Source organism: Sulfurimonas aquatica, from assembly GCF_017357825.1.
Classification (GTDB): Bacteria; Campylobacterota; Campylobacteria; order Campylobacterales; family Sulfurimonadaceae; genus Sulfurimonas; species Sulfurimonas aquatica.
The window spans coordinates 1,856,074-1,882,004 of sequence record NZ_CP046072.1; the positions used below are offsets into that span (position 1 = coordinate 1,856,074).

19 protein-coding genes and 1 tRNA gene are annotated in these 25,931 nt (G+C 33.3%); 12 read left to right on the forward strand and 8 right to left on the reverse strand.

Features of this window, described 5'->3' with window-relative positions:
- Window positions 1–85: 85 nt before the first annotated feature.
- Entirely contained in the window at window positions 86–1,510 is a 1,425-nt protein-coding gene (locus tag GJV85_RS08775) for a toll/interleukin-1 receptor domain-containing protein (RefSeq protein ID WP_207561016.1), read from the forward strand.
- Between the two features lie 9 nt (window positions 1,511–1,519).
- On the opposite strand, the gene GJV85_RS08780 is transcribed toward GJV85_RS08775, so the two are convergent.
- Window positions 1,520–2,998 carry a hypothetical protein gene (locus tag GJV85_RS08780; RefSeq protein WP_207561017.1) on the reverse strand — a complete coding sequence of 493 codons (1,479 nt, stop codon included), beginning with the start codon at window positions 2,996–2,998 and terminating at the stop codon, window positions 1,520–1,522.
- Window positions 2,988–4,346, reverse strand: a complete 1,359-nt coding sequence (locus GJV85_RS08785; RefSeq protein WP_207561018.1) for an AAA family ATPase — start codon at window positions 4,344–4,346, stop codon at window positions 2,988–2,990. The genes GJV85_RS08780 and GJV85_RS08785 overlap by 11 nt, the downstream gene beginning before the upstream one ends.
- 412 nt (window positions 4,347–4,758) lie before the next feature.
- On the opposite strand from GJV85_RS08785, the gene GJV85_RS08790 reads away from it, so the two are divergent.
- The 6 genes from GJV85_RS08790 (at window position 4,759) to GJV85_RS08815 (ending at window position 14,214) form a co-directional block, all read left to right on the forward strand.
- A complete protein-coding gene (locus GJV85_RS08790; RefSeq protein WP_207561019.1) occupies window positions 4,759–5,124 on the forward strand; it encodes a hypothetical protein in 366 nt (121 codons plus the stop codon).
- Between the two features lie 33 nt (window positions 5,125–5,157).
- Complete coding sequence (locus GJV85_RS08795) at window positions 5,158–6,903, forward strand: HEAT repeat domain-containing protein (RefSeq protein ID WP_207561020.1); 1,746 nt, start codon at window positions 5,158–5,160, stop codon at window positions 6,901–6,903.
- A 136-nt stretch (window positions 6,904–7,039) separates the two neighbouring features.
- Window positions 7,040–8,218 (forward strand): hypothetical protein, encoded by a 1,179-nt coding sequence (locus tag GJV85_RS08800; RefSeq protein ID WP_207561021.1) that lies wholly within the window; start codon window positions 7,040–7,042, stop codon window positions 8,216–8,218.
- 13 nt (window positions 8,219–8,231) lie between these two features.
- On the forward strand, window positions 8,232–8,492 hold the full coding sequence (locus GJV85_RS08805) for a hypothetical protein (protein WP_207561022.1): 261 nt from the start codon (window positions 8,232–8,234) through the stop codon (window positions 8,490–8,492).
- Window positions 8,493–8,598: 106 nt separating this feature from the next.
- Window positions 8,599–13,308 (forward strand): AAA family ATPase, encoded by a 4,710-nt coding sequence (locus tag GJV85_RS08810; RefSeq protein ID WP_207561023.1) that lies wholly within the window; start codon window positions 8,599–8,601, stop codon window positions 13,306–13,308.
- A 381-nt stretch (window positions 13,309–13,689) separates the two neighbouring features.
- Window positions 13,690–14,214: a hypothetical protein gene (locus GJV85_RS08815; protein WP_207561024.1), complete on the forward strand. Its 525-nt coding sequence runs from the start codon at window positions 13,690–13,692 to the stop codon at window positions 14,212–14,214.
- 104 nt (window positions 14,215–14,318) lie between these two features.
- Here the strand turns inward: GJV85_RS08815 and GJV85_RS08820 are convergent, their stop codons facing one another.
- A complete protein-coding gene (locus tag GJV85_RS08820; protein WP_207561025.1) occupies window positions 14,319–15,521 on the reverse strand; it encodes an IS256 family transposase in 1,203 nt (400 codons plus the stop codon).
- Between the two features lie 140 nt (window positions 15,522–15,661).
- Between GJV85_RS08820 and GJV85_RS08825 the strand changes: the two genes are divergently transcribed.
- Entirely contained in the window at window positions 15,662–16,204 is a 543-nt protein-coding gene (locus GJV85_RS08825) for a thioredoxin domain-containing protein (protein ID WP_207561026.1), read from the forward strand.
- A 125-nt stretch (window positions 16,205–16,329) separates the two neighbouring features.
- Here GJV85_RS08825 and GJV85_RS08830 read toward each other — a convergent pair whose 3' ends face one another.
- Entirely contained in the window at window positions 16,330–16,629 is a 300-nt protein-coding gene (locus tag GJV85_RS08830; protein WP_207561027.1) for a hypothetical protein, read from the reverse strand.
- A 213-nt stretch (window positions 16,630–16,842) separates the two neighbouring features.
- Here GJV85_RS08830 and GJV85_RS08835 point away from each other — a divergent pair, with 213 nt between their 5' ends.
- From GJV85_RS08835 to GJV85_RS08845, 3 genes are all read left to right on the forward strand, one after another.
- Window positions 16,843–18,471 carry a TraM recognition domain-containing protein gene (locus GJV85_RS08835; RefSeq protein ID WP_207561028.1) on the forward strand — a complete coding sequence of 543 codons (1,629 nt, stop codon included), beginning with the start codon at window positions 16,843–16,845 and terminating at the stop codon, window positions 18,469–18,471.
- 61 nt (window positions 18,472–18,532) lie between these two features.
- Window positions 18,533–19,465 carry a helix-turn-helix transcriptional regulator gene (locus GJV85_RS08840; protein ID WP_207561029.1) on the forward strand — a complete coding sequence of 311 codons (933 nt, stop codon included), beginning with the start codon at window positions 18,533–18,535 and terminating at the stop codon, window positions 19,463–19,465.
- Between the two features lie 81 nt (window positions 19,466–19,546).
- On the forward strand, window positions 19,547–20,749 hold the full coding sequence (locus GJV85_RS08845; RefSeq protein WP_207561025.1) for an IS256 family transposase: 1,203 nt from the start codon (window positions 19,547–19,549) through the stop codon (window positions 20,747–20,749).
- Window positions 20,750–20,783: 34 nt separating this feature from the next.
- On the opposite strand, the gene GJV85_RS08850 is transcribed toward GJV85_RS08845, so the two are convergent.
- The gene (locus GJV85_RS08850; RefSeq protein WP_207561030.1) at window positions 20,784–21,161 is read right to left on the reverse strand and encodes a TerB family tellurite resistance protein; all 378 of its coding nucleotides are present in this window, start codon (window positions 21,159–21,161) and stop codon (window positions 20,784–20,786) included.
- 142 nt (window positions 21,162–21,303) lie between these two features.
- Between GJV85_RS08850 and GJV85_RS08855 the strand changes: the two genes are divergently transcribed.
- Entirely contained in the window at window positions 21,304–22,020 is a 717-nt protein-coding gene (locus tag GJV85_RS08855) for an N-formylglutamate amidohydrolase (protein WP_207561031.1), read from the forward strand.
- Window positions 22,021–22,193: 173 nt separating this feature from the next.
- On the opposite strand, the gene GJV85_RS08860 is transcribed toward GJV85_RS08855, so the two are convergent.
- From GJV85_RS08860 to GJV85_RS08870, 3 genes are all read right to left on the reverse strand, one after another.
- Window positions 22,194–22,270, reverse strand: a tRNA-Ile gene (locus tag GJV85_RS08860).
- Window positions 22,271–22,348: 78 nt separating this feature from the next.
- Window positions 22,349–22,786 carry a globin domain-containing protein gene (locus GJV85_RS08865; RefSeq protein ID WP_207561032.1) on the reverse strand — a complete coding sequence of 146 codons (438 nt, stop codon included), beginning with the start codon at window positions 22,784–22,786 and terminating at the stop codon, window positions 22,349–22,351.
- Window positions 22,783–25,923 carry an efflux RND transporter permease subunit gene (locus GJV85_RS08870; protein ID WP_207561033.1) on the reverse strand — a complete coding sequence of 1,047 codons (3,141 nt, stop codon included), beginning with the start codon at window positions 25,921–25,923 and terminating at the stop codon, window positions 22,783–22,785. The genes GJV85_RS08865 and GJV85_RS08870 overlap by 4 nt, the downstream gene beginning before the upstream one ends.
- Window positions 25,924–25,931: the final 8 nt, after the last annotated feature.

Genomic DNA, 25,931 nt, shown 5'->3' on the forward strand with positions numbered 1-25,931 from the left:
AAAACAAAAAACATCTCTTTATGTTTATAAATAAGTCTTAAATAATTTACTGTATACTTTCGAATAAAATATTATAAGGGTAGCAATGTCTATATTTATATCTTATTCTTCAAAAGATGTCATTTATGCACAGAAAATAGTCGATCTTCTTAGAGCCAATGGAGAGGATGTCTGGTTTGCAGTTGACTCAATTGGCATAGGAGAGAACTATGCTGAATCAATTGTCAAAGCTATGGAAAAGTCAGATAAAATGATAATGCTTTTGTCTAAACATTCAATAGAATCAAAACATGTAAAAATCGAGCTAAACTTAGCGTTAGACAATAATGTCACTATTTACCCTATTCGACTAGAAGATATACTTCCAGATTCTAATATGAAATACTATTTTATAACCTCTCAATGGTCCGACTTGTTTTACGATGACTTTCATCGCTTAGTTGATGGCTTTGTTGAAAAGATATTCCCAAATAAAAATACCGAAATTAAAACTAAAAAAGCGCTCCATTCAGTCAAGGTAGAGTCTGATGAAGCAAAAATGGACATAGTTTCTACGTTTACTGTAGAGGATTTTATACCTGAAGAGTATGGAGAAAAATCATTTTTTGAGACAGATGAGGAATTTATAAAAAGAAACCTTGACTATAACTATGTTGCAGTTTCGAAATTTGATTTAATAGGTAACAACTATGATATTCAAGAAAATGTATTTACTTTACACTTGGATGATGCGATACCTTTTGATAGTATAAACATTAAACCCGAAGAAGCCAAAGCACTTTTTAAAGATACGAACAATAGACAAGTTTATCAGAAGTTTTTTCTTGAAAACAATGTCTTAGTAAAAAAATACTATGTTATTTTGGGTGAAAGCACTTATGAACTTACAGTTTCTAAAGAGGCTCAAAGAAAGATAGACTTTCAAGTACTTTTTGAATGGGCAAATAAATTTGATATTTCTGAGTCGGTATTTCCTCGAAACATAGCTGATTTAACCAATATCACACATCTAGACTTATTTGGCAACAAGATAACAGAAGTGCCATCTGAACTGGCACTATTAACTAACTTAACAACGCTAAACTTAGGCAATAATCACATAGAGAAAATGCCAAAAGAACTTACTACTCTAAAAGAGCTAACAATTATAGATCAACGTATTATAGAAAAAAAAGATGAATCAGCAAAATTTTTCGATGAAATAACATTAGATGAACTAACTGATAGAGTTAGTAAAAAAATGAATTTTACTGTAATTATAGAAGAGACAAGAGGCAGTGTTTTTGATATAGTTGAAGACCCTAAATTAATAATTGGACATCTAGTTAAAAGAATAAGTACTTTTGATCTCGTAGAAGGGGATATAGTCTCTTTTATAAATACTAATAAACTGAGTGCTAAGATAGAGTTGGGTTTAGTAACAAAAGATAAACCTCAAATTATGTATTGGGAAGATGGAAAACCTAAATTTTCTTTTTATGTAGATGATGCTTTAGAGATATTCAAATAAGATTTTATATTACTTTATCAATGTAAAAAGTTCTCTACATAAGTCGATAACATTCTTCTCACAAACAACATAATCAAATGATTTATTCATCTTAGTTTTATATAGAGTATTACCTATATACATTCCATGTGTCCTTATATTGTGAACATGAAAGAACTCCTTTTTTAGTGGCTTATCATCTATCATACCATCTGTTAATATCCAAGTATAGTCACTAGAAGAGAGGAGCTGTATATTTGCTTTCATTGTGCTCGCTAGTCCTTCTCCGCCATAAGATGGGACAAGTCTTTCAATCACGTCCTTTTCTAAAGGCATGTTCAAGATTTCATAAATCGAGCCACTACCACTAGCAGCGGTTAAGATTAATGTAGCATCTATAATGTTTTTTTGAACCATCTTATCCATTACGTCTATTATGAGTCTCATATTTTCTATCGTCGCACCCATAGACCCAGACATATCTAAGATGATGGTTATCTTTTTTTTAACCTGCTTTGGTTGCTCTTTTTTCTTAAACAACTTTTTACTTCCTGATGCAAGTCTTTTTAGATTCAGCCTCTTAGCTGGTAATTCCGATGAATAAAACTTATCTGGAGCTAAAAATAGTTTTTCCATCTCATGAAGTAGTAAATCCCTCTCTCTTGTTGGATAGGCAATGCTTACAGGTTGTCTACTGAGTAAACAGCTTTGAATTGAGTTTCCATCTTTCAACTTCTCAGAGGAGTGTTTAATCTCTTCAGGGGGGACTGGTGATAATACATTTAACGCATCTTTAATTAGCTCATCAAACTTTTCATCATCAATCAAGTATTTTGATTCTTCACAAAACAGATAGCCAATATACTCTATACGTTCTATATATTCATAAGTCTCAGGAAACTCTTTACACCACTCCTCTACAATTTTCACGACATCTAAACTAGAAGTACATGCCACTACTCTTTTGTAGTAATCAAAGGCTCTTGTAAGAGCTGGCATTAGTTCTTCTCCTAAGTCTAGTTTCATAACCCGCATATCTTTTTTATTGTGTTCTGACTGGAGTATATAAAAAAATATGTCTAACACATTTTGAGGTGTTATCATCTCTTCATACTCAAACCATTTAAACGCTTTTTTTGTATAGTTTCTCATACTCTCTTCTATGCGTGCATCCTCAAACAGGTTAAATAACTGAAATGGAATCTTTTTTTCTCTGAGCATAGTAGATATGTATATTAAATTTTTATCAGTCCATATACTATGTGCTAACTCATGCTTTAAATACGAATCTAAATATTTATGTTTATGCTCAACATTGAATATATCTATCATATTAACAAATATATCCGTACCTATAACAATTTGATGTTTTCCATTATAAAAACGCCATGAAGCAGTATTAAAATATTTTTTTATATATATTTCATATTCCTCTTGTGGTAACATACCGCTGATCTGCATTAGTACATAGTTTTTTTTTGCAACTCTAGCCATTTCTCTAGCAGTCATAAACCTGTCCTATAACAGCCTCAACAGCACTAAGTTGTTCTACGTTTGGATACCCATTATAGTCACGTTCAACCCATATCAGTTTAGAGTCAATGATAATTTCTCTAATCTCTTTAGGATTTTTAGCTAGCTCTATAGCTTCACTTAAATGACGGATGTTTACTATTTTACTAATAACTTTACTAGTTTCTAATCGTTTCATTTTTGAGTAAAAATCCATAAGTTTACTTACATGTTCACTAGGAAAGTTTCTCTTTGTTGCTTTAAGCATAAGTATCTTTTGTAACTCCATTTGAGTAGTATCTTTACGAATTGGCTTAAACCTATCTATAAGTGCTTCATCCATAGCTTCAACGGCATAGTTTGCACCAATGTTCGTTGTTCCTATCACCCAAAGATTTTCCACTGGCGTTTTAATAACTTCTTCCATAGCAATGTCGTTTTTAGAGTCTAGTGCCCTGCCCGTTCTAAGTACATACTTTTCATCTATAGGTGAGAGAGCTGAAATAAGAATATTTAACTCGCGTTTAGGAATTCTCAGTATCTCATCGATTATAAGTAGTACTTTTTCTCCGCGTTTAGATTTTCTAAAAGCTTCACTGAGAGGACCATCTTTCCAAGCTAAGTCACCACTTTTTTTCTGTATATAGTGGCCTAAAAAGTCTATAGACTCAAACTGTTCATGCCCACCTATAAAAAGTTCTGTGACTTTTTTATCTTTTCCCCAAGAAGTTGCCGCATATGTTTTTCCACTTCCTTTGTCTCCCTCAAGCAAAATATGTTTTTTAAATGCATATCTATCGAATTTTACTTGCAGGTCATAAGACAATCCATTTGTAGATTCTCCATGTAAGGTTTCTGTATATTTTGTATATAGATTATCAAGTACTTCATTTGGCAAGTCACTTAAAAAGTTTGATATATGCTCACACAAATCATTAGACTGTTCATAATTTTTTTGATTAAAACTGCATGAAGAGCTTCTAGGAGTAGTTTTAAAACTAGCTCGCAGGATAGAAGGCAGTTTTTTATTTTTACTCTCTGCTTTTTCTAGAGTTTGATTTACTAAGTTCTCCACAGTCTCATCAGTTAACATACCTGCTAAATAAGGATCACCGCATTTAAGTATATACTTCTTATCATAATAAGAAAGTACTGTCACAAAATGGACATCAGGGTTTGCCACTAATGAGTACATAGCATAATAGGAACTGTTAAACTCATGTTTTTTTACAGGAGCAAACTGTGAGATAAATGGACTATGCACATATCCGCTCTTTACAAATGTCAACTTGTTTAATTTACTTTTAGACACTTTAATATGCCATGAAATTTCTTCTCTAGTCATTATAATTCTCCTATATATTTGAAAAAATTGTAACAACTACTTGTGACAGCTTGTGTCATAAACATAAATGACGCAAGCTGTCATTTTATCTGAGTATACTTTTTATAGTTCAAATAAAGGGAGAAGAAATGAATATATTATTTACCATATATATTGTTTCATATGTTCTAGTTGAAATGGATTCTGTTAAACGCCATAAAATGTTTTATTTTCATAGAGCTTGGAAAAGGTATGATCATAGTAGTTTAATTTTTTATTTTCGTATGCTTATATTAATATTACTTTTCCCATTATTTGCATTATTGGTTATTTTCGACATATAAAAAATGTTTAAAGATTTAGCATCTTAGATATGACATAAGCTGTCACTTTTATCTACTATAATTCATATATAAATACTAAAGGAGAAGGAATGCTTGATATCAGAGCAATAGTATATTTTGATAAACAGATGAATCCTAATGGAGGCTGGGGTAATGAAGACAATTGCTTATATTTAAATTTGAAATCCTTTGGAAGAGATTGGGGAGAGTTTAACAATTCATATGATTTTATAGAACATAGTCCATGTATGCTTGACAATCGATGTGATATACCTGTAGATGAGTTTTTATCCATGGTTGGCTCTACACATGAAGAGGCTTATCAAAAACTTTTACAGATTATGCCGCATCTAAAAAGCAGACAACCTCTCCAGCAGAGTGTTGTTCTAAAGTTTTACGAAGAGTTAAAAATAAATACTATTAAAAAAGTAACCTTACAATTATGGGAAACTTAGTCATAAAAATTCGATTATACACAAGGAGAAGTTATGGGACATGGTTGTTGCAATGAGATACTAACGCATAGTGATAGAGTTTATGCTCTCAAAGAAGCGAACGAACTCGCTATTAGGATTGCTGATGAGATGACACAAGAGAATTATCATATATTTGTAACACGGGACTACTATAACAGAAAAGTGCATTGGAGGATGGCCGAAGGTGCTAACTTGGATAATAACTGGATAACTTACATAGCCATTAAAAAGAACTATGGTCTTGATGTTTTCATACATAGTAGCGATGAAAAGATTAGAGCTGCAGTTGGAGCACAAGGTTACCAATCTTCTGTACTTATTAATGATAAAAGTGCCTTAGTTCGTGCTGGAGTGGCACAGTCTGGATATGATCTAAAAAAACTTATAAATGATGAAGAACCGGTAGTGCGTTGTGCAGTGGCGAAACAAGGTTACGGTCTTGATATATTGATAAGCGATGAAAACGATAGAGTACGTCGTACGGTGGCCGAACAAGGATATAAAACTGAGATTTTAGTAAATGATAAAAGTCCAAGTGTCCGAACTGGTTTGGCAAAATCAGGATACGAGCTCAAAACCCTCATGCTAGATGGTGATTCTAATGTTAGTCGTGCAGCAAGAGAGGAGTCTCTTAAAAAGATAGTCCATTGTGAGAACGATGAGGAAGCACTAAAAGCACTTACATATATTGTGAATTTACCGCCTATCTCAGATGTTAACATTCCAGGACTTTGGCTAAACAATATGGTTATAGATGAAGATATAGCCATTGACATTATAAATAAAGGGTACTGTTTGTCGTACTTTATCAATAGTAATAGCTCAAAAATAAGAGCTACTGTTGCCAAACAAGGGTATTGTTTAGATGTATTGATAAATGATAAAGATCCAAAAGTACGTAGCGAGGTCGCTAAGCAAGGGTATGGACTTGATATACTTATTCATGATGAAGATTATTGGGTGCGTGTTGATGTTGTAAAACAAGGCTATGGTCTAGACATTTTAGTAAAAGACACATCCTCTCAAGTTCGTGAGTGTATCGCCGATCAAGGTTATGGACTAGACATTCTACTCTACGACAAAGACTATGATGTTCGTAAAGCAGTCGCACGACAAGGATATGGGCTTGATACATTGGTATACGACGAAAATGAATATGTACGTGATGAAGTAGCTAGACAAGGATATCGCCTTGATATACTAGTAAAAGATAAAGATAGCTATGTAAAAAAAGCTGTGATTTCTCAAGGATATTGCTTGGAGAATCTTCTTTACGACAAGGGATATGGTGTTTCCAGTGATGCTTTAGAAGTAATTGCAGAGCAAGCCTCTAATATGAACGAAGTAGTAAAAATAGTTGACTCCGTTATGCAGACCATTCCTGATTTTATTGAAAAACTTCATGAAACAACTTGCATAAATCTGATGAATATGGGATTTCCCTTGAGCTATTTCATGAAACACAAACATCGATATGTCATTAATGCACTTGTTGATAGAGGATATGAACTAAAGACCTTTATACACGATGATAATTATCAAACTAAACAGTTTGCAATTCGTAAATTATTAGACAGTTGTAAAGATGCAGATGAAGTTACAGTAATTGTTAAAGAAGCTTTAAAAGTTGATTCTAATTATATGAATAAAATTGGCCTGGATGATTGCACCAAATTCATAGACAAAGGATGTCCTTTGAAGTACTTTTCAAACAGCCGCTATATAACTATTCAAGATCTAATAAGAGCTCAACTGTGACACAACCCGTCACTTTTCTCCATTATAATTTACATATAAACACTTAAGGATTACAGACCAGTAAGCTCAAATGAGCCCACAACAAATAACTTAGAAAAAATGTGTCGCTAAGTTATATAACTTCAAGGACAATGATATGACATTACAAGAACAGATAATAAACACGCTACTACAATCAAAAAGGGATTTTTATATTCATGAGGCATATATAGGTTATGGTAACTTTGGACAGACGGGTAAACTTTACCATGTAGATTGCAATAAACAAAAAAATTACAATGGAAACCAACTGCTAGCTGAGCCAAATGAAGATTATAGACCATCAATGAGCCTTGTTGCTAATGATGACATTTATGGTCATCTGTTTGGGAAAACAAGTTTTTCATCAGAAGAGGAAAAAAATTCTGAAATAAAGCGGATATTGGAAGCGAGTGGATTTAAAAACCGAATGAATAATAGAGTCAAGATGGAGGAAGAGATAGGAGACTACCTTGATAAACTAGAGAGTAAAAAACAAGCAGAGATAATTTTAAAAGCCAATGGAGGATTAGTAGAGATTCCTTTAGAAAAAATATATCATATTGGTATAAGTATAGAAAATGAACTACACACTATATGGCATCAAAGGGATGACGAAGATCGTTTGTCCATAGAAAGATTTAAACTTACATGTTCTGATGATGATTTCATACAAAGATATAGCCTTGATAATCCAGCTACATTGGAGGAACATATAAAAAACACTATTGCAGCTGTAGGAAAAGATGTTTTTCTAAATAATATTATCGATGATAATGACTATAGAGTATCTCTTATTGAAAAGTTTTTAGAAGATGAAGACATATACAGCTTACTACAAAGTATCTATACTCATGTCAACTCTCAATTAGTAAAGGGACTAGAAAGAGACTTATTAGGTGAACATAGAACTATTTCTTTTTTAAACCAGTTTAGCGTTCCATACGACAAGATTAAAAATATACATGCTAGAGCTCGAAGTGGCTATCCATGCATAAAGGCTCAAACTCGTAAACATCCAAATGGAATAATTAACGTTAATAGTTGGGCTGCTGCAATGATGAACACTGGTTTAAAAGTTCATGTAAATGCTCAAAGTGTATATAGAAAATCTAAAGAAGAGGTATTGGAAATAGTTAAACCAATGGCCATAGAGCATTTTAATAAACGTAAAATCTTGACGGATGGGATTATCTCTTATAGGTTCTATGATTTGTTTGAGCACTACTTTGAAATATCACTAGACGAGTTGGGCTTAGAAGTGCTAGCTACGACTAAGGAAAACTCAGATGACTAGGCTAGGCAACATAATGAAAGCGCAACAAGAATTAAAAATGATACTTGAAGATTTGTCTCCAGATAACATAGGTGAGACTACAGCCAATAATCTCAATGAATTGTTTAGTGTGTTTAACGATGCTTACATTTTAAGAAGTAAAAATGGAAAATATGAACTTAAAGAGATAGAAGAGATATATGAAAAATGTTTTGTAATTCTCAAGAGAGAGTACAGTCGAAAGTTTATCTCTTGTATGGCTACTACGATGATGTTCCAAGAGAAAGAAGAATAGTTTATACTATTTTCGGTAGTATTTCACTACAAGAATCAATTATAAAAAACAAATAATAAGAAAATATCAATGAATGAAGTGGCTATAAAGCTTAATGAGGAATCCAGTGAACAATACAAAAACATTTAGACTATTTATATCATCAACTTTCAGTGACTTCCAACTTGAACGTCGAGTCTTACATGAGAAGGTCTTTCCAGAGATAGACAAGCATTGTACGGAACAAGGATATCAGTTCCAACCCGTTGACCTGCGCTGGGGTGTTAACAATGAAGCACAACTTGATCAAAAAACTCTAGAGTTATGTCTCAACGAAGTTCGTGCTTGTAAGCACTTCCCTCATCCAAACTTTCTTATAATGCTCGGAAACCGTTATGGATGGGTATCTCTTCCTTATGCTATTAAAAAGAGTGAGTTTGAGAGTATCCTAGACTTTTATACAAATAACTCTAGTGCTCTTCAACTATTAAATGAATGGTACATCGAAGATAGCAATCATCTCATAGAAGATTTACATGCCTATGTACTAAAGCCGAGAGAACCTAAAGGAGCATATGCAGACTGGCAAGATTGGGAAAAGCTAGAGAATGAACTTCGTGCACTTCTTCAAGATGCCGCCAATGCACTTTTCAAAGGAACACCACAATATACCAAATACTTTCTCTCAGCCACAGAAGCAGAAGTCCAAGAGGGGATATTCAAGTATCTTCAACCTACCAAGTTTCAACTAGAAATGCAAGAAGAATATACTGAAATCTCTGAAATCGATCAGGACTATGTCTATGGATTTGTCCGTAGCATCAACGATCATGAAACAGCAGACCTTTCAAACGAACCTGCAAAGTCATTCATCGACAAAGACCAAACAAATGTCACTAACTTTAAAAAAGAACTTATTGAAAATACCCTAAATAAATCTAACCTTCTTCCAGCAGATGTTACCCTCAGTGGGGATATAAATAACCCATTCACAGATAAGAGCTATCTTTTAGAGTTTGAGACCTTTATGATAGATAAGCTCAAGCTTGCAGTAAATAAACAGATAGCAGAAGCACAAGAAATCTCACAGCTTACTCAAGAGAGAAGTGAGCAGCAAAGATTTCAGAGTTTAAAGACAAAGGTCTTCTTTGGAAGAGAAGAAGAATTAGAAGTAATTCAAAAGTATATAGATAGTGACAATACTCAACCTTTCATTGTCCATGGTGTCTCAGGCATAGGTAAGTCATCATTTATGGCTAAAGTAATTGAGCAGACAGAAGAGGCACTAATATATACAATTGCTGATCGCTTTATTGGTGTTACTTCATCCTCATCAAACACGAGAGCATTACTAGAGTCTCTAATCAATGACCTTGCGGCACAAAAAGTTCTAGTACTACCAGAGACTTTAAAACAAGATAATAATCAATTCAACCAACAAGTAAAAGAACTTCTACTAACAATAGAAAAGCCTACAGTGATAATACTAGATGCTCTAGATCAACTTCAAAACAAAGACTACTTACAGTGGCTACCACTTGAGTTACCCTCAAACCTAAAGATCATTCTCTCTATGTTAGATCAAAAAGGGTATGAACATTACTATGACCTTTTAAAGAATAAACTTGATAAAAAAAACCAACTAAATATCGAAGCACTAAATGATGCTGCTGCAACACAGACACTCAAAAGCTTACTTAAAAAAGAAAAGCATTCACTAACACCACAGCAGTTTGAGTATACACTTGAGAAATTTAGAGAAAGTAAGAGTTCTCCACTTTACCTCAAGATAGCATTTGAAGAGGTAAAGACATGGAAGAGTACGGATACAAATGAAGAACTTAGAGTTGGTATACAAGAGGTTATAAAAGAGTTTATTGACAACCTCACTGAAAAATACCACCATTCCCCAAAAATAGTACATAAACTTTTAGGACTTATATACGCATCCAAAAATGGTCTGAGTGAAAAGGAAATACTTGACCTTCTAAGCCGTGATGAATCAATACTTACTGATCTTGAGGAGTTTAATAAACTTGACCTCACTATAGATGGTGAGACAGTACGACGATTTCCCATCTCAATATGGGCAAGACTGCATGAACAGTTAAAACCTTTTATCAATGAGAGAACAATTGATAATCAAAATCTCATATCATTTTTCCACAGACAAATAGATGAAGCAGTACATAACTGTATATATAAAGAGAATTCTCAGCTGTTACATAAAGAACTAGCCGATTACTTCTTGACACTGCAAGATAAAGATAAACTTTGGGATAAACGCTATTACAATCTTCACATGTTGGAAGAGACTCCATACCAACTCTTTCATGCAAAAGATGGCAAAAGACTAAAAGAGATTCTGATTGATCTTGAATTTTCTGGAAGTGTTTATAATAACCATAAGGAAGAGACCTTTACAGAGGTACTCGAAAAAGCTGTAGAAATTGATGGTATTACTGATGATGAGATTGACTCATGGAAAAAGTTTTTTCTTGAAAAAGCACACCTTATTACTGGGGTGGATGGAATTAACTGGAGGGCTAGTCAATCTTTGTTTCAGTTAGCTTATGAAGATGGAGACAACTCTCCTCTAAGCCATAATGCAGAACAGCTACTTGAGAAAGATAGAGTAGATTTTTTATGGTTAAAAAAGAGGAATAGACCTAAAAAGTTTAAAAGAACTGGATTGTTAAAGGTTTTAGAGGGGCATTCTGATACTATATTTGGTACAGAAATATTCAAAGATGGAAGGATACTCTCTTATTCAGTAGATAATACCTTAAGACTATGGGATTCTGAAGGTGAGCCTTTAAGAATTTTAGAAGGGCATACCAGTGCTGTAAAGGGTGCAAAGATTCTAGAAGACGGAAAGATACTCTCTTATTCACGAAATGAGACTCTGAGACTATGGAGTTCTGAAGGTGAGGCTTTGAGAATTTTAGAAGGGCATACTTATATTGTAAGCGGAGTAGAGATTCTAGAAGATGGAAGAATACTCTCTTATTCTGCTGATAATACTTTAAGACTCTGGAGTTCTGAAGGTGAGGCTTTGAGAATTTTAGAGGGGCATACCAGTGCTGTAAAGGGTGCAAAGATTCTAGAAGACGGAAAGATACTCTCTTATTCAGAGGATAATACTTTAAGACTATGGAGTTCTGAAGGTGAGCCTTTAAGAATTTTAGAGGGGCATACTGATTATGTAAGTGGTGTAAAGATTCTAGAAGACGGAAGAATACTCTCTTATTCTGCTGATAATACTTTAAGACTCTGGAGTTCTGAAGGTGAGCCTTTGAGAATTTTAGAGGGGCATACTGGTTTTGTAAATGGTGTAGCGGTTCTAGAAGATGGAAGAATACTTTCTTATTCAGGTGTAGCGGTTCTAGAAGATGGAAGAATACCCTCTTATTCAAAGGATAAAACTTTAAGACTATGGAGTTCTGAAGGTGAGCCTTTAAGAATTTTAGAAGGGCATACCAGCACTGTAAAGGGTGCAAAGATTCTAGAAGATGGAAGAATACTCTCTTATTCTGCTGATAATACTTTAAGACTATGGAGTAATGAGGGAAAAGCTTTAGCTGTTTTAGAGGGGCATACTAGTTATGTAAATGGCATAGAGATTCTAGAAGATGGAAGAATACTCTCTTATTCTGCTGATAATACCTTAAGACTCTGGAGTTCTGAAGGTGAGCCTTTGAGAATTTTAGAGGGGCATACTGGTTTTGTAAATGGTGTAGCGGTTCTAGAAGATCGAAGAATACTTTCTTATTCTGCTGATAATACTTTAAGACTCTGGAGTAATGAAGAAAAAGCTTTAGCTGTTTTAGAGGGACATACTGATCATGTAAGTGGTGCAGAGATCTTAGAAGATGAAAAGATACTTTCTTACTCATGGGATAAAACTTTAAGACTCTGGAGTTCTGAAGGTGAGCCTTTAAGAATTTTAGAAGGGCATACTAGTTTTGTAAATGGTGCAAAGGTTCTAGAAGATGGAAGAATACTCTCTTATTCAGAGGATAATACTTTAAGACTATGGAGTTCTGAAGGTGAGCCTTTAAGAATTTTAGAAGGGCATACCAGTGCTGTAAAGGGTGCAAAGATTCTAGAAGACGGAAAGATACTCTCTTATTCAAAGGATAAAACTTTAAGACTATGGAGTAATGAAGGAAAAGCTTTAGCTATTTTAGAGGGGCATACTAGTTATATAAGTGGTGCAAAGATTCTAGAAGATGGAAGAATACTCTCTTATTCTGTTGATAAGACTTTAAGACTATGGAGTTCTGAAGGTGAGCCTTTGAGAATTTTAGAGGGACATACTGATAATGTAAGTGGTGCAAAGATTCTAGAAGATGGAAGGATACTCTCTTACTCATGGGATGATACTTTAAGACTATGGAGTTCTGAAGGTGAGCCTTTAAGAATTTTAGAAGGGCATACCCGTGCTGTAATTGGTGCAAAAATTCTAGTTGACGGAAGAATACTCTCTTACTCAAGTGATGTGACTTTAAGACTATGGAGTAATCAAGGAAAAGCTTTAGCTGTTTTAGAGGGGCATACTGGTTTTATAGATGGTGCAAAGATTCTAGAAAATGGAAGGATACTCTCTTGTTCATATGATAAGACTCTAAGACTCTGGAGCAATGAAGGTGAAAAACTGTGTCTATGGAATATTGCAGTTGAAAGTATATCCTTTAATAAGGTTACTGAAAAATCATTTCTAGCCCTCTCAGATAAATATTTACTTATCTATGATTTTTATGATGGTAATGAAGCAATATCTATAAATGTACTTGCCAAAGAACTTGAAAACTCTTTATATGAAGATGGGATATAGTTATTTAAATAAATGTAATCACTTTAGGAAAAATAAATAGAAAACCTAGTCAGCACTCCATGCATACTTTGATATGGAAGCACCCATTGCTTCAATTGCGGCTGCCATTTACATTTTAGCTTTTTGAGATAAGATGGGTGGAACAACCGAAGAGGATAAAGAGCTTTGGAGTGAGTCCACTCAAAACTGCTGAAGATAGAGATTTATTAGAAATAGTTGAAGATAGAATTTCAAGGAAACACCGATTCGCAACACAAAAAAATGCTAAAGAGGCAATGAAATAGTAAAAAGCATTCTTCCACTCTCTCTCAATTATGCTACAATTTAAAAGCTTTTTATAAAAATATAATTAGTCAAGTATATTTTTATTAGGATTAGAGAATGAAAGATATTATAGAAATCAATTTGAAGAAATATGAAGATGCATTTAATGAATTTGAATATTTTAAGACCAGTGAAGTACGAAGATTAAATCCAGATTTAATTGAATATATAGATGATATACTAAGTGAAAATGGACTAAATAATAAATTAAAGATCATAGTATATATAGATGAAAAATACGACAAGTCACAAGTTGAAAAAATCAAATCTTCCCTAAGTAGAATTTATAATAAAAAAGAAGCTGAACTTAAAAAAGAGAGAGATGAGAACTTAAAAAAAGGAATTATCTATTTAATAATTGGATCTACGATGTTAATCGCATCAAACTTAATCAATAAAGAAACAGAATTACTAAAAGAAATATTTTTAATTGGAGGTTGGGTATTTGTTTGGGAAAGTTTTTATTCAGTTATATTCGAATCAATGAAGATATCAAATATAATTAAGAAATATAAAAAAAGAGATGATATCTTAGATAATAATATTGATATAAAAACTGAAATGTCTAAAGATATAAATTAATAATTAGCATTTCAAATGGCCATTGTTAAGAGCTTTTATTATTTTAAGTATAGTCGGTAGTGTTCAATAATCTGTGTCAGTATCGAGTAATTCCTAAAATTGTATCATAAATTAAGAGCTTTATCTAATCTCCCCTCAAAGTGAATTGAGAGTTGAGAGATAGTTAAGCTCCAGTTTCTAACTGGCATAGTCCATTTTTTTGAGGCATTCTGGATGCCCATATAGAGTAATTTTAATAAGCTATTATCATTAGGGAAAGCACCTTTAGTCTTAGTCAGTGTTCTGAACTGTCGATGCACAGACTCAATGATATTGGTGGTATAGATTACTTTTCTAATATCAGCTGGATATTTAAAATATACAGACAGATTATCCCATTTATTTCTCCAAGAAGTAAAAACGATTGGATATTTTTTACCCCATTTTTCTTCAAGCTTATCGAGTTCAATTTCAGCTTCTTCTTTCGTAAAGGCTTGATAGACTTTCTTCAACTCTTTTGCGAACTGCTTTTGATTAGCGGAACCTACATATTTAAGTGAATTTCGGATTTGATGAACAATACAGAGTTGTACTTCTGTGTCAGGATAGACTGAGTTTATGGCTTCAGGAAAGCCTTTTAAACCATCAACGGAAGCGATGAGTATATCTTTAACACCACGATGAGATAAATCAGTAAGTACCTGTAGCCAGAACTTAGCACCTTCACTCTCATTGAGATAGAGACCAAGTATCTCTTTCTTCCCATCAATGCCGACACCGAGAACGGTATAAAATGCTTTTGAGATATATCTTCCATCCTCTTTTACTTTATAGTGAATCGCATCTAAAAATATAAAAGGATATACTTCTTCAAGAGGACGAACTTTCCACTCTTGAAGCATAGGTATTATTTTATCTGTTACTGTACTGATTGCACCCTTAGAAAAGCCTACACCGTAAATATCTTCGATAAGCTTTGCTATTTGAGAGTAGCTGTTACCATGAGAGTAAAGAGCAAGTATTTTATCTTCTATCTCACCTGACATAGTTCGTTGATTTTTCTTTACAATCTCAGGCTCAAAACTACCACTACGGTCTCTTGGAACATCAAGTTCAAATTCACCATGTTCACTTTTCATAGTTTTAGTGGCATAGCCATTTTTACGGTTCTTTGAGATATCTTGTGTTAAATGGGAATCTATTTCTGCGGAGAGAGCAGCTTCTGTAAGTTGCTTTATTAAAGAGCTTAATGCTCCATCTTTACCACTGATACTCTTACCAGCCTTTATATCACGAGCAAATTGCTCTGCATCTATTTCTATCTTCATCTGTGTGTCCTTGAGTAATTGTTATTTTACCCGATTGACACAGATTTTTAAACGGTCCCGTATAGTCTTATAGAAAATGACAGAACATGTCATCTATCTAATTTATACTTTATGTATTAAAAATAAAAGGTATATATACTATGAAAAAACTTTTTTTACTTTTTTTACTATCATTAAATATTTTCGCTCTAGAAAAGCTAAATATTAATGACTCAAGCTTATCAGATGACTCCCAAGCTCTGTTAGAATCTATATCTAACTATGCCATTAAAGTTGGCAATGGATCTTTTTGTAAAACTTATATCTTTATAGATCCAATGTGCCCATATTCTCAAAAATATATCCAGCAAATCACTAAAAACAAAAAGGCTCAAGAAGTAAACAGCTATTATATATTTTTATATAAACTACCGAAGTTTAATTCAAATAAGTTATTGCAACATATCTACCAATCATCTAATCCAGTTGAAACGCTTAAAAAGGTAATGATTAAGCATCAAGATGTCAACTTAGATGAAGTAGTAATAGATGCTGATATACAAACTAAGATTAATAGCATCGCCAGTGTCGCTTCTAGTCTCAAGATCACTGTACGTCCATATGTCATGGCGTTTCAAAAGGGATCAAAATACTGCACAGTCTCCTCTGGCCCTGCTCCTTGCTTAGAAGAGAATGACTTCTAATAATAAAGCGGAATAATATTTTAAATTTAAAAGGTTGAGAGTAAGATTCATAATATTGCTCTTCTATCAAATAAAATAAAAGTGTTTCTTTTGGAAAACACATCGGTCGAGAAAGAAATGAAGTTTTATGAAAGTTGAAAAATTACTTCTCTAATAAAATTAATATCCTTCTTATTTAACTTCTTTGTATCTATAGTTAAAACTCCATGTGCTAAAAAGCCTCCATACTCTTCTTCATAAGTTCTATAGCCATTAACTTCTAGTTTTACTTGTGGGATTTTCTGTCTTAGAATTGGGTAGACACTATCAACTAATTCACCAACTTCCCATGGCTCCATATCCATATTGATGTGCAAAATAGTATCTCCCACATCGTAATTAAGCTCTTCTAAAAAAGACTCTATACTTATGATTAAACTAGCCATGTTCTTGTCTTTTCTTTCATATCTAATCCTTTACATTATTTGTTTTAACTCAAAGAGCAACTTCTAATTTAGAGTATAAAATATAGAGATGACAGGTTATGTCACTTTACAAATTTGCAATGAACTATATAAGTCTATATAGTTCTCAAAATGACACAAGCTGTCACAACATCTAAATATACTCTTTTCATGAACCAACAAAAAGGATAAACAATGGCTAACATGGGTTTTATACAAACAAGAGAACCAGAGACTTGTTTAGAAGATCTAATAATGGTTCCAGAAACATTTACTCACTCTATCGCGTTTGGACAAACAGGTTGTGGAAAAACATCTAGCTTTATCTACCCAAATCTTAAAAATAGACTTGAGCTTGGACATGGGATTTTAGTTTATGACTACAAAGGAAAAGAGCACTTTAGTGTTAAAGTTTTAGCAGAGTCTCTTGGTAGACTTGATGATGTAGTTGAGATAGGAAAACCATGGGGTAAAAGTATAAATATAATTCAAAATATGGATGAGGACGAACTAGACAAATTCTTTTCAAATATATTAAGTCATGGTAAGGATGGTAAGTACTGGGAAAACAGTGCTAAATCACTTGGACAAAGTGTACTAAAGGTTTTAAAGTCTGTAGAGGACTTTTGTATAGAGTACGAATCAATTGAAACTGATGAAAAAGAAAGATCTGCACTGAAGTCAAAAATATCGGTTCCAACAAAAAAAACTATTGCTTCTTTAGTAGAAATTTGTTCTACTTTTGAAAATCTATGTGACTTTATAAATAAACTCGAAAAAACTCAGCGACATATGGAAAACCTGATAGAGGAGAGCTTACAAAAGAATTTAAAAGAGACCCAAGATATTAAGTTGTTAAAACAAAAATACACAAGACTAATACGAGAAAAAGAGAAGTTTAAAACTGTACTAGAGGATACTCAAGTTTCCTTAGATAGCTTTGGTAAGGACTCAAATGAAAATCTCACTCAAAATATCATGGGTTCGTTAATCTCTCCATTAGTGAGTCTTTCACAAAATATTATGTTTAATACTAATTCATTCGACATTGCATCAGCTTTAAACCAAGGTAAGATCATCGTTGTAAATGTAGAGTCTATGTCTGATGTTGTAGTGGAAAGTTTAAACAACACCATACTTTATGAACTAAGCAAACGCACAAATAAGATGAACCTGCATCCCATCTCTATATTTATAGACGAGATTCAAAGAGTAGTAAGTAAAAACTCTGACTTGCCTATAGATGTTTTTAGAGAGGCAAAAGTCGACTTAATACTTGCTACTCAAAACTCTGCTCTACTTAAAGATAAACTTGAAGATGAAAAGTTTGAAGCTCTAATGGGAAATCTAACCCAAAAATATTACTTTAAAAGTTCTAGTGATGAAGAGATAAACTCTATAAACGAATTAAGAGTCCTAGAAGGTTTCGAGTATCTTTGCTCAAGTGATGACTATTCTAAAGTTCAGTGCTCTACTCCAATATTTATAACAGAATCTGAAAAACTGAAAATAGAGTATAAATATCAAAAAGAACTTAAAGTACTATTTCATTTTTTATATGTGCAACAAGATAAACCTTATGTACTAAATTATGACGCGAGACTTTTTAAAAGTAAGAAAGTGATTGCAATAAACATCAAAACATTCAAAGAAAGTATAGAGGATTCAATGTCCCACTATGATTATTCAGATCTCTCTTGTGAAGTCGATTTTTTATTTAAGAAAACAATGAAACTTATGGATAAATATCCTTCTGTTGAGATTGATAAGAGCAGTTTACTTTTAGACTCTATGGATTTTGAAGAGGAACTTCGCATAGTATAAATATTTTCAAGTATTTAGAAGTAAAATTTAACTATCCTACTATTAAAAAAATGGAGATGAGATGGAAGGAAGTGACCACGATAAATATTTATCAAGAATAAGCTTAATGATGGACTATTTAGCTATAAATGGACCTACTCATATGAAGGTTTTAGCCGAAGAGTATGGAACTTCTGAACGTACAATTAGAAGAGACATTGATGAAAGGCTTCACTTTTTTCCAATAGAGATAAAAAGAGGGATTGTTACTCTAGAAGAAGGCTTTAACTTAGATGACAAATCCCTTAGAGAAAATGAGCTTCTTATTACAGAATTAGCGTTAAATAGTATAAAGGGCATTGACGAGGTAGTGGACAAAACTCTTCACACTGTTAGAGCAAAGCTTTCATACCCACTTTTTTTTAGCCCGTATAATCTTAAAGCCGAACTCTATGAACCTATAAATATGAACTCCGAACTATTAAACAAAATAGAAGACGCTATCACTAATCGTAATGTCTCTAGTATCAAAAGTAATGATTTAACATCATCTATAGACCCTTATAAGGTAGTTGCCTTTGATGGTATCTGGTACCTATTTGCAAAAGATAGAAATGACATGAAAATAAAAACCTATTTAATTTCAAATATACAAGAATTTCGAGCGTCAACAAAAGTATACTCAACTACACATGTTAATACAGATGAACTTTTAGAAAACGTACATACAGCTTGGTTTGAAGATGGCAATAGTTTTGATGTAACTGTTAAAGTTAAAAAAGAGATTGCTCACTACTTTGAACTAAAAAAACACCTTTCATCTCAGGAAATTATAAAAAAGAATGTTGATAGTTCCATCATCGTTAAGTTTAGTGTTAGCTGTGATGAAGATGTGGACAACCTCATTAAAGCATGGCTACCACACATAGAAGTAATCAAGCCTGAAAGATTTAGAAAAAAACTTATCAGTGAACTTGAATTATATGTAAAAGAGTTAAAAAACTATACTCTTTAATCTAATAGCTGAAGTTTTATCTGGGACCGTTTAAAAATCTGTGTCAATCGGGTAAAATAACAATTACTCAAGGACACACAGATGAAGATAGAAATAGATGCAGAGCAATTTGCTCGTGATATAAAGGCTGGTAAGAGTATCAGTGGTAAAGATGGAGCATTAAGCTCTTTAATAAAGCAACTTACAGAAGCTGCTCTCTCCGCAGAAATAGATTCCCATTTAACACAAGATATCTCAAAGAACCGTAAAAATGGCTATGCCACTAAAACTATGAAAAGTGAACATGGTGAATTTGAACTTGATGTTCCAAGAGACCGTAGTGGTAGTTTTGAGCCTGAGATTGTAAAGAAAAATCAACGAACTATGTCAGGTGAGATAGAAGATAAAATACTTGCTCTTTACTCTCATGGTAACAGCTACTCTCAAATAGCAAAGCTTATCGAAGATATTTACGGTGTAGGCTTTTCTAAGGGTGCAATCAGTACAGTAACAGATAAAATAATACCTATGCTTCAAGAGTGGAAAGTTCGTCCTCTTGAAGAAGTATATCCTTTTATATTTTTAGATGCGATTCACTATAAAGTAAAAGAGGATGGAAGATATATCTCAAAAGCATTTTATACCGTTCTCGGTGTCGGCATTGATGGGAAGAAAGAGATACTTGGTCTCTATCTCAATGAGAGTGAAGGTGCTAAGTTCTGGCTACAGGTACTTACTGATTTATCTCATCGTGGTGTTAAAGATATACTCATCGCTTCCGTTGATGGTTTAAAAGGCTTTCCTGAAGCCATAAACTCAGTCTATCCTGACACAGAAGTACAACTCTGTATTGTTCATCAAATCCGAAATTCACTTAAATATGTAGGTTCCGCTAATCAAAAGCAGTTCGCAAAAGAGTTGAAGAAAGTCTATCAAGCCTTTACGAAAGAAGAAGCTGAAATTGAACTCGATAAGCTTGAAGAAAAATGGGGTAAAAAATATCCAATCGTTTTTACTTCTTGGAGAAATAAATGGGATAATCTGTCTGTATATTTTAAATATCCAGCTGATATTAGAAAAGTAATCTATACCACCAATATCATTGAGTCTGTGCATCGACAGTTCAGAACACTGACTAAGACTAAAGGTGCTTTCCCTAATGATAATAGCTTATTAAAATTACTCTATATGGGCATCCAGAATGCCTCAAAAAAATGGACTATGCCAGTTAGAAACTGGAGCTTAACTATCTCTCAACTCTCAATTCACTTTGAGGGGAGATTAGATAAAGCTCTTAATTTATGATACAATTTTAGGAATTACTCGATACTGACACAGATTATTGAACACTACCTTTTATCTCTTCAAATATGGCATATTCTTTATCGACTATGCCGTCGCAAACAATAACACTATTTATATAATGAAGTATTTTACTTTTAACTTCATGATCTTGTTCAAATATACTATCTAGTTTTTGTAATTCTAAATCAAACTCTCTATTGTCATTTTTTACTTCTATAAATAATTTAACGACTTCATCTACACTCATCTGAAAATTCTGTTGATAAAATTCTAAAAGCTTTTTCTCTTCTTCAATACTCTTTTTTTCGTCAGCTAGAATCACTTTTATTAGTAATACAGCCAGCATATTTTTAATTGCATCTATATTTTTATAGTCATCAAACACATCTACTGTACTTAAATAAGGCAACATAATTATCCTTTATATTTATCTGTTTGTAATATTAGCAAAAATATATAAACTCACACTTTTATGAACGAATTTCATTGCTATTATTTGACATATGCTGTCACAAACTAAAAGTAATATCTTATATATAAAACAAAGGTATTACATGATTTTACATATTCCACACTCCTCTACAGATACATTAGATTATAAGTTTTTACATAAAGAGCGAGAACTGCTTCGCATGACAGATCACTATACTGATGATCTATATGGATGTGCTGATGCTAAACGAGTTGTCTTTGAGTTAAGTCGTCTTGTATGTGATGTTGAGCGATTTCAGGATGATGAACAAGAGCCAATGAGCCGTTTTGGTATGGGTGTTTGCTATACCAAAAACAGTGAGGGGAATAAACTGCGTGTCGTCACTGATGCAAATAAAGAGTACATAATTTCAAACTACTATATTCCCCATCATCATGAGTTAAGTAGTGCAGTAGACGATGAGTTAGCTCATAGCACAAAAGCCTTGATAATCGATTGTCATAGCTTTCCAGACAAGGCATATCGTTTCAATAATGACTTTAATCAAAAAAGACCAGACATATGCATAGGAACAGATAGCTACCACACGCCTAAAGGACTACTAGAGGAGACAAAAAAATATTTTCTCTCAAAAGGATATGTAGTCCAAGTCAACAAGCCCTACTCCGGTTCAATCGTTCCAATGAAGCATTATAAAAAAGACAAAAGAGTTTTATCTATTATGATTGAGATTAACCGTAAACTTTATATGGATGAGCATGGATTTAAAACTGAACATTATGAAGACTTAAAAGAAGAAATACATGAGCTTCTAATCCATTTAAATCATTTATATTAAAGAGTTAAATATATGTTGATAGAGTTCAAGATTAGGATAATTAACACCTACAATCTAGCTAATACCAACTTCAGTCACGATAACTCAAATATTAGTACTTACAGAATGAAAAATTAAACGATAAATTGATTTTTAAAATTGTTTGGAAGTTCGGTATTTATGAGGTTTACAAGTGGTGGGTCCTATGTGACTCGAACACATGACCACTCCGTTATGAGCGGAGGGCTCTAACCAACTGAGCTAAAGACCCACTATGTAGTACAAGCAAATGCTTTGTAGGCCGAAATTATACAAGTGGGTAGCTTAGTTTTTGCTTACTATTGGAAGTTTATTGAGTATTTACCATCCAAATAGAAAAGATGTTTATATATCCCCAAAATGACTCAAGTGATTTCTCTGTAACACCCTGCTCTTTTAGATCTAAAATGATTTCTCTATATAGTTCTAACCAAGTCTCTCTAGCTTTTGCATCTATACGAAATGGAGCATGACGACCTACCATCTGTGGTGCACCTCTGTTTTGGTTAAAGTATGCAGGTCCTCCACATATCTGTATCATAAAGTCAGCTGAGTGCTGTTTTGCTTCTTCAAACTCTTTCTCATCTAATGGAAAGAGATGTTTTATGTCACTTACTTTTAAAGCGTCATAGTGTTTTGAGACCATATCTCTCATACCTTGTTCTGTCATCTCTATTAAAAACTCTGGGATTGGTTTAGTTACCCCTGGTCTTACTCCAAATTGTGCATGCGATATTTCTAAGTTCATTCATTTTCCTTGTTTTGTTTTAAAGTTATAACTGGTGGTTTTATTTTATAAGCCACTGCAAACAGAAGTGGTACATATATCAGGTTTAAAACTGTTGCCCATGCTATACCAAAGCCTAAAGATACTGCCATTGGCTGAAGTATGACAGCTTGTCCTGAAGCAAAAAATATCAATGTAAGTAGCCCTAAAACCGTAGTGAGTGATGTAAGCAATATAGGTCTAAGTCTTGTTTTAGCTCTACTCATCAACTCTTCAGTGTCTTTTGATTTTTTAATAAAATCAACCATAATTAGTCCATCATTCACTACAACGCCAGCAAGTCCCACCACACCGATCAAACCAGGCATAGTTAAGTTAAGGTTCATAATCCAGTGACCAACATAAACGCCAAGTAATACAAGAGGAATCGTACTAATGACTATTAGAGATTTCTTTATAGAGTCAAATAACCATACAAGCGTTATGAATATCAAAAATATTGCCATGATAGCAGACTGCATCATCTCTTTTTTATTTTTATTATTCTCTTTTTCTTCACCTTTGATATCTACTTTATAGCCACTGTTTTTTAACTCTTCAAGAGTTGCTTCTAATTTTTGGATAACCTCGGAAGATGTCATTTTAGTTTTATCTAATGATGCAAAAACACTTCTTATTCGCGTGCCATCCTCTTTTTTTAGTGTCACAAAACTCTGTATATATACAAACTCGCATATATCCTTTAGTGAAACGAATTGCTCTTGTTGAGGGATCTGTAGCTCTATCTGATTTATTGAGTCTATCTCTTTTGTCATGTCGCTTTGGAGTTTGATTCTTACGAGTCCATTTGAGTTAAAAAGTTTTCCATACTCGCCTTTTAGATAGTAAGCTCTTAGTGCGCTTGAAACTACCTCTTCATTAAATCCCAACTCCTGTCCATATCTATTTACTCGAAGTTTTAGTTCCTTCTCTCCAATATCTGCATCATCTGCTATGTTAAATACACCCTCTATTTTAGAGAGTTCATCTTGAAGCTTTTTGAGTCCTTGTAAGATATTTCCACTATCATCGCTACTAAGACTTATCTCAATATCATTTGCCACAACGCCAGCGCCAGGAACTTTTACAACAAGCTCCTCATAAATGCCATCAGTATCATTTTGTAACTTTATCTCATCTTTTAGAAGCTCTTTTATAACTTCTGCTATCTCTTGAGCATCACGGACTCTCTTCTTTACCTCAGCGTTATATTCTAAAGAGAGATAAGGGCTTATATACTTATCAAAAATATTTACTGGAGCTCTCTCATGCAAGTCAACAAAAATATGAAACATATTCTCACCAATTTCTGGTCTATTTTTAGCATCCATTTTAAAGCCGACTACAGAAGTCACCGATGCGACATTTTCCTTATCAAGATTCTTTAGTAATATTTTCTCAAGTTTTGTAACAATCACTTCCGTATCTGTAAGTTCATTATTTATATCTACTTTTCCATACACATATACCTGCGTGTTATCAAAATCTGGAAAGAGCTGAAACTTAGAGTTTTTCATCATTACGTATGTCAGTGAGAGTATACTCAGCACAATAATAAAAAGCGAAATAAACTTTCTTCTAAAGAAAAAGTGCAATAGTCTGCTATAACTACTATACATCTTCTCCCAAAACCTTTTAGTAAAACTTCCCTCGTTGGAGACTCTTAAAAACTGATGTGCATGCAGAGGAAGAAAGTAAAATGCCTCAAATAGCGAAGAGAGTAGGAGCACTGTAATCATAATGGGAATAATCTTTATAAACATCCCCATTTCCCCTGTCATAAGAAGCATCGGTAAAAATGCGAAAACTGTAGTAAGAGTGGCTGTTAATACTGCTGGAAACATCTCAGTAGCTCCAACTATAACAGCCTCCTTTCTCTCCATTCCCTCTTCTAAATGTCTATAGATGTTTTCAGCTACAACAATTGCCTCATCCACAAGCATACCTAACGCTATAAGAGCTCCTAGTAGTGAGAGCATATTTAGACTATTTCCAAGTATTTCAGTTGCAATTAGTCCAATCATAAAACTTACCGGTATTCCTAACGCCACTACAAACGCGATACCTCGGTTAATAAAAATCAGCATTGCTATAAACACAAGCATAAGTCCAAATGCAATATTTGAAAAAACTACATTTAGACGATTTTTAATCCACACTGAGGTATCTGTGTAGATACTATAAGTGATTTTAGGATTTTTTAATGTTTGCTTTTTAAGAAGTTCTCGTATATCTTTTACAAGTGCTATGGAGTTTCCATCTTTACTCTTGGTAACGTTTATAGAAATATTTCTAGCGCCATTGTAGTGAGAAAGCTCGATGGCATCAGCTAACTTAAATGAAACATCGGCAATATCCCCTATACGAAGTTTTACATTACCAATACCGATAATAGTATCTTCAATATCTTTAACTTTTTTCTCTCCGTTATAGGTAGAGATGTAAAGATGCTGTGCTTTTTGTTTTATAGTCCCTACGGGGAATATGGAGCTTATGTTTGATATAGCTGAAACGACTAATGTGGGTTTTAATCCATATGCTTTTATCTTCTCACTATTGAGTTTTATTTCTAACTCTTCATCAGCATCACCACGAATAGCTATCTCGCTTAAGTCTTTAAACTTAGTTAGTTCGCTCTTTAACTCATCTGCATACTCTAAAAGTTCAGAGGTAGAAAAATCTCCCGCTATTGCAATAAGTACAAGAGGAAAAGCATGTGCTTTAATCTTTGCAATTGGCTCGCTCATATCTGATGGTAAGTCTTTTTTTACAGCAGCTACAACATCCTTTACTTCATTTAAAACGCTAACATTATCTGAGCCAGTTTTTATATCCGCGTTTATACTAAATGAACCATTTTTTATAGTTGTAAGTATCTCTTCAAGTTCATCTATGTTCTGTAAATCGTCTTCTATGGTTTGAACAACCATTTTGTCGAGTATGTCAGCAGACGTACCGGCATATCCGCCAGATATGTTTATCTTGTCCATATTCATAGGAGGGAAAATCTCTTTTGGAATATTTAGATATGCAAAGGCTGAGAGCATAAATATAAAGATAAGGAGTATATGATTTAAAAGTGGTTTTTCTATGGAAAACTCTATAAATTTGCGAATCATTTGTCTTC

Excerpts from the sequence above, each read along its gene's own strand:
- GJV85_RS08845 (WP_207561025.1), top strand. The coding sequence starts at position 19,547 with ATGAAGATAGAAATAGATGCAGAGCAATTTGCTCGTGATATAAAGGCT.
- GJV85_RS08855 (WP_207561031.1), top strand. The coding sequence starts at position 21,304 with ATGATTTTACATATTCCACACTCCTCTACAGATACATTAGATTATAAG.
- GJV85_RS08835 (WP_207561028.1), top strand. The coding sequence starts at position 16,843 with ATGGCTAACATGGGTTTTATACAAACAAGAGAACCAGAGACTTGTTTA.
- GJV85_RS08815 (WP_207561024.1), top strand. The coding sequence starts at position 13,690 with ATGAAAGATATTATAGAAATCAATTTGAAGAAATATGAAGATGCATTT.
- GJV85_RS08825 (WP_207561026.1), top strand. The coding sequence starts at position 15,662 with ATGAAAAAACTTTTTTTACTTTTTTTACTATCATTAAATATTTTCGCT.
- GJV85_RS08775 (WP_207561016.1), top strand. The coding sequence starts at position 86 with ATGTCTATATTTATATCTTATTCTTCAAAAGATGTCATTTATGCACAG.
- GJV85_RS08870 (WP_207561033.1), bottom strand. The coding sequence starts at position 25,923 with ATGATTCGCAAATTTATAGAGTTTTCCATAGAAAAACCACTTTTAAAT.
- GJV85_RS08840 (WP_207561029.1), top strand. The coding sequence starts at position 18,533 with ATGGAAGGAAGTGACCACGATAAATATTTATCAAGAATAAGCTTAATG.
- GJV85_RS08805 (WP_207561022.1), top strand. The coding sequence starts at position 8,232 with ATGAAAGCGCAACAAGAATTAAAAATGATACTTGAAGATTTGTCTCCA.
- GJV85_RS08820 (WP_207561025.1), bottom strand. The coding sequence starts at position 15,521 with ATGAAGATAGAAATAGATGCAGAGCAATTTGCTCGTGATATAAAGGCT.
- GJV85_RS08865 (WP_207561032.1), bottom strand. The coding sequence starts at position 22,786 with ATGAACTTAGAAATATCGCATGCACAATTTGGAGTAAGACCAGGGGTA.
- GJV85_RS08800 (WP_207561021.1), top strand. The coding sequence starts at position 7,040 with ATGACATTACAAGAACAGATAATAAACACGCTACTACAATCAAAAAGG.
- GJV85_RS08780 (WP_207561017.1), bottom strand. The coding sequence starts at position 2,998 with ATGACTGCTAGAGAAATGGCTAGAGTTGCAAAAAAAAACTATGTACTA.
- GJV85_RS08785 (WP_207561018.1), bottom strand. The coding sequence starts at position 4,346 with ATGACTAGAGAAGAAATTTCATGGCATATTAAAGTGTCTAAAAGTAAA.
- GJV85_RS08795 (WP_207561020.1), top strand. The coding sequence starts at position 5,158 with ATGGGACATGGTTGTTGCAATGAGATACTAACGCATAGTGATAGAGTT.
- GJV85_RS08830 (WP_207561027.1), bottom strand. The coding sequence starts at position 16,629 with ATGGCTAGTTTAATCATAAGTATAGAGTCTTTTTTAGAAGAGCTTAAT.
- GJV85_RS08850 (WP_207561030.1), bottom strand. The coding sequence starts at position 21,161 with ATGTTGCCTTATTTAAGTACAGTAGATGTGTTTGATGACTATAAAAAT.
- GJV85_RS08790 (WP_207561019.1), top strand. The coding sequence starts at position 4,759 with ATGCTTGATATCAGAGCAATAGTATATTTTGATAAACAGATGAATCCT.